Source organism: Stenotrophomonas sp. 05L44_2 (genome assembly GCF_056665995.1).
This window is the reverse complement of sequence record NZ_JBFTNR010000375.1, coordinates 1-4,108: the sequence shown is the minus strand read 5'-3', so window position 1 is coordinate 4,108 and position 4,108 is coordinate 1. Positions and strand designations below refer to the sequence as shown.

The window sequence follows — 4,108 nt, the reverse complement described above, 5'->3', positions numbered from 1 at the left end:
ACCAAATCAAGACCATCAGCGATTTTGTGGATGGTCTATTGAAGGATATTGCGATGGGAGTGCAGCCGCTGAACGCCATATCAGCTCGCTGTATGCGAACAGTCTTCGTAAAATTTGAGCACTACGATGAACTGGCCGCAACTTTTATGAACCTGACATAGCTCCGTTCCGTTGTGCAGGACGGCGAGGGAACGCCGCAGCGTGAGGGGTTTGGCCCAGCACTGCGGCGCATAAGAGCCTTGCCCGATCCGGATCGCCTGACTCAATTTAACGAAGCCTGTGAGCAACCTTCGCGAACATGCGTCAGCAGCAGCGATTTCAGCCTAAACAGGCCGTCGTCCTTGGGATCGTATCCGTGGAACATCATGTAATCGTTGCCGCGTTCGCGCACCACGCTGTTGTGACCTAGGCCGATCCCGCGGCTGTTGCCGTGCAGCACTGAATTGACACTCGCTCAACGCCACTTCCGGCCAATATCGGTCGTTGCCAGCGCCCGAACTAGGCGGTGCCAAGAAGCGGAGCGAGGCGCTTGAACGCGGTCCCTATATTTCACTCGAACTCGAGGCGGCAGTGAGCGGCGACGTCGGAAAATCCTGTCGACGCAGCAGCGGATTGTCGTACAAGGTCATGGCCATGCCCTTCTGCCTCGCGCGGTCGGCCAGGGCGTCATCGCTTCACTCGGTCCTGAACCTCGCAACCTACCTTGCTTGGGCGGAGGTGGTTGCTAATCGCGCCACGGCCACACCATATCGTCCGTGTTTCGGCGCAAGAAGGTCCGCTGCAGGGAGAGGGCAGACTTTTCGGCGCCGTGTTTCCAGCGTGGTCGGTTCATGGCCCAGTGTCGGCGCCTGCGGGTCCGCTCTGCCTCGTCCAGCGAAGCCGCTTCCTCCTGCATCCAGCACAGGGCGCGCCGATCGGCACAGTAGTCGAACAACACCCAAGCGGCGAAGGCCGCTTCCGGGTCGTCGCGCTGCCAGTACTCGCGCCACCAATGGCGGGCGCAGGCTTCCAGGTATCGCAAGCGCGCCGCACCCCGCCGGATCTCCTGGGCCCACGAGCGCGACGGGCCCTCAGGCCATGCCCCCGCCACCGGCAGCTCGTTGCCCACCAGAAAGCCGCGCAGGACCTCCGCGCGCTGCTGCCGCCAAGGCACATGCGAGCCCAGGTCGCGCACGATCACCGCCTCGAGCCAGGCCGCGCCGCCGTTGAGTTGTGCCGCGAGTGCCAGCTCGTACAGCTGCGCATCGGTGTTAGTGTGTTTCGGGTCAAGCAGCGCCTCGCGCAGGGCGATGACCTCGGCCGAGGCCGGGACCCGGAACAGCATGTGCCAAAGGTCGGGCAGCTTCGCCGCGCCCATGACCCGTGTACGCATAGCGCCGCCCACGGCGCGCCATATGCTCGCGCCAAGCGCCGGCTGCGCAATAAGCAGCGCTTCGGCAATCGCCAGGAACAGCCCCTCGGCCAACTGCACGCGCCGCACGAACTCGGTGCTCGAGGTCTCGTGTCCGTCGATCCACCGCGTGAGCAGGTCGGGAGCGTGCTGCAGGATGGCGTGCCCGTCTTCGCGCGTGACGAACTCCAGATACAGGCTGGCACCCTCCTCGCGCGCCTTGGCGACGCGCTCGCGTGCCGTCTCGCTCGCACGCCGGTACGCCTCCTGCTGCGCTGCTTCATCGAAAGCGTGCTCGAATGCTTCGGCCGAGTTCGGGTCCTCGGGAGGCATGGGGCGGACTGAGTACCGCGGCGGTCGTTTCGATGCGTCCGTGCGCTGCACGAAGATCTGAGCGCCGGGGTCGGGGGCGTCACGCGGACCGCCGGCGAGAATGGCATCCAGCCGCTCCATGGCGACGCGTGCTTCCGAGGCGTCGTTTCCGCGCAGGCGTACGGCCTCCAACAAGCGCCACGGTGCCAGGCGCGTGGCAACCTGCTCGAACGGCTGGCCGCGGGTGGCCTCGATGAGCGCACCGGATGCGGCGTGTGCCGCGAGCGTGTCGCCATAGAGCGTAAAGCCCCAGCCCGCCTGGTCCAAGTGCTTGCCAAGGCGACGGGGATCGGCGGCGGCCAGAACCATGAACGCCAGACGCACGTCGATCTCGTCGGTCGAGTTCGTCTTCTCCAGCAGCCAGTCCCACGCCCTATCGCTCAGCGTCGGCGGCTCGGTGATCAACAGCACCAAGACGTCCTGCTGCTGCTTGGGCGGGCCGAACCGATAGCGCTCGATCAACTGATCGACCTCAGTGCTGCTCATCGGGCGCAGGTCATCGGTGATCGTGGTCGCGATGCCCGACAGGTCGGCTTCCACGACCAGCACGGCCTGCGCCAGTGCGTCGAGATCGGTCAGTTCGGTCAGCAGCAACTGCGTCGCGACATGGGTCTCATCGCCTTCGCAGGGATCGCGTTCGACTGTTCGCAAGGTGCGGGCCGCCGCAGCCTGCTGGGGCCCGTGCAACAAGAGTGCATCATTCTGGTGCCAGGCGCGCGCGGCGCGTGCAACCACAGTCGTCGGAGCCCGCGTCACCAGTTTGCGATGCAAGTCCGCCAGCACCTGCGGCGCGCAGCGCGCCAAGACCGCCTGCTGCTCATTGAAGCTAAGGTCTTCGCGCGTCGCGTAACGGCCGGTACGCACGTCGACCAGCGGGAACTCGCGCGCCGCGTCGGCGACGGCTTGGCAGAAGGCGGGAGGTGGCTCGAAACTCGGATCGAACCACACGTCATCGCATTTGCGCAGACGTACGTGCAGTGGCAGGGTCTCATCCACCAGCACCGCTGATACGTGTCGGCGCTCCAGCCGAAAGTATAGGCTTCGGCCGGGATCGGACAGGTAGTGCTCCTCGTAGGTAAACGGTCGGCCCATGACCACGTTCAGTGCCGCAGCGGCCTCGTTGTCCTCTTCACGGCCCGACACGTGCAGTAGCAGCTCGGCGACCCGCCGCGCCAGTTGAGGATGCACGCCGACTTCGGGCACGCGACTAGCCATGTCTGCTGCGGCTGCCCGCACGCTTCTTGCGACGGAATCGGCATCGACCGAATTGAACAGGTACACCCAGCGCAGCTGATCCCACGCTCGATGGTTCGAGCCGGCGGCCGCGGCAATGGCAGCCAAGCGCAACGCGGGCACCGCATCGACCAGCGGGTAACCCTCGACCAAGGCGGGCAAGTGGTCTGTCCACTGGCCCTCGTCGCGATCGACCAGCACCATCGCCTCRCCCAGCAGCATGATCGGGCCCGAGGCATCGACGCCGATGCGCTCGATCCATCGCTTGTGCCGGTGCGCGTCGCCTTCCGCGTCCGGCTCGGACTTAGTGCGCAGCTCCACCCCGCGCGAAATGACGCGCAGCCATTGCGCGGCGCGGACGAATATGCGCGCACGCACCGACGTATTACCGCGATCAACGCCACGCAGCGCCTTGACCGCGGTGTGCCGGCTGGCCGCGTGGTTGTAGCGATGTGACAGCTCGACCGCGTCGAGCAAGGCATCGGGCATTTCAGCCGCCAGCGCCTGCACCTCGGCTTGATGGTTCTCGGGTAAATTCTGCGTTTGCAGCCACGCCGCCGTGAGGACGCCGAGGAGGGGGCGGGGCGGTCCCGACTCGAGGGAGATGGATACTGCGGCACGCAGGATTTCCGCGCGCTGGTCCAGCCCACTGATGGGATCGAGCCACTGCTCGAGTGCGGACTCCAGCGCCTCGCGTGTGGCGTCCGGGCTGGCGGACAGCAACTGCACGACGGTGGCGCCGAGGGCATGGTTCACCAGCGAGGCTGTCAGTTGCAGCGTGCCGTCCGAAAGCCTGGTGAAGAACGCGGAATCGGCCAGCTCGCTCAGACGCTGGTAAACCTCCCCTGGGGCCAAGTCCGAGCGTGTGGCGGAATCACTGAGCGCCTTGAGCGAATAGGAGCGGATGCCCTGCTGAAACCCGGTGGCCGCCGCGCGCAGCCATTCGGCCCATTCCAGCGCGGAAAACGCTTTGTTTGCCGAGGCGCCGGCACTGTCGCTGCCGTACTCCCATAACAGCCGATGCAAGGTCACCGCGCCGGCGTCGACGAGCCGCTCGTGAAAGCGGATCACCAGATCGAACAGCCGGGGTATCCGCGCGGTCGTGTAGAGGTC

The 4,108-nt window shown here is 65.7% G+C and carries 2 protein-coding genes; both read right to left on the bottom strand.

The genetic code is table 11. The features are described 5' to 3' along the window. Window positions 1-262: 262 nt before the first annotated feature. Window positions 263-439, bottom strand: a complete 177-nt coding sequence (locus AC1VAN_RS13775) for a hypothetical protein (protein WP_442251430.1) — start codon at window positions 437-439, stop codon at window positions 263-265. Between the two features lie 285 nt (window positions 440-724). After that, window positions 725-4,108 (bottom strand): hypothetical protein (locus tag AC1VAN_RS13770; protein WP_480985997.1); only part of this gene is annotated, 3,384 nt, incomplete at its 5' end.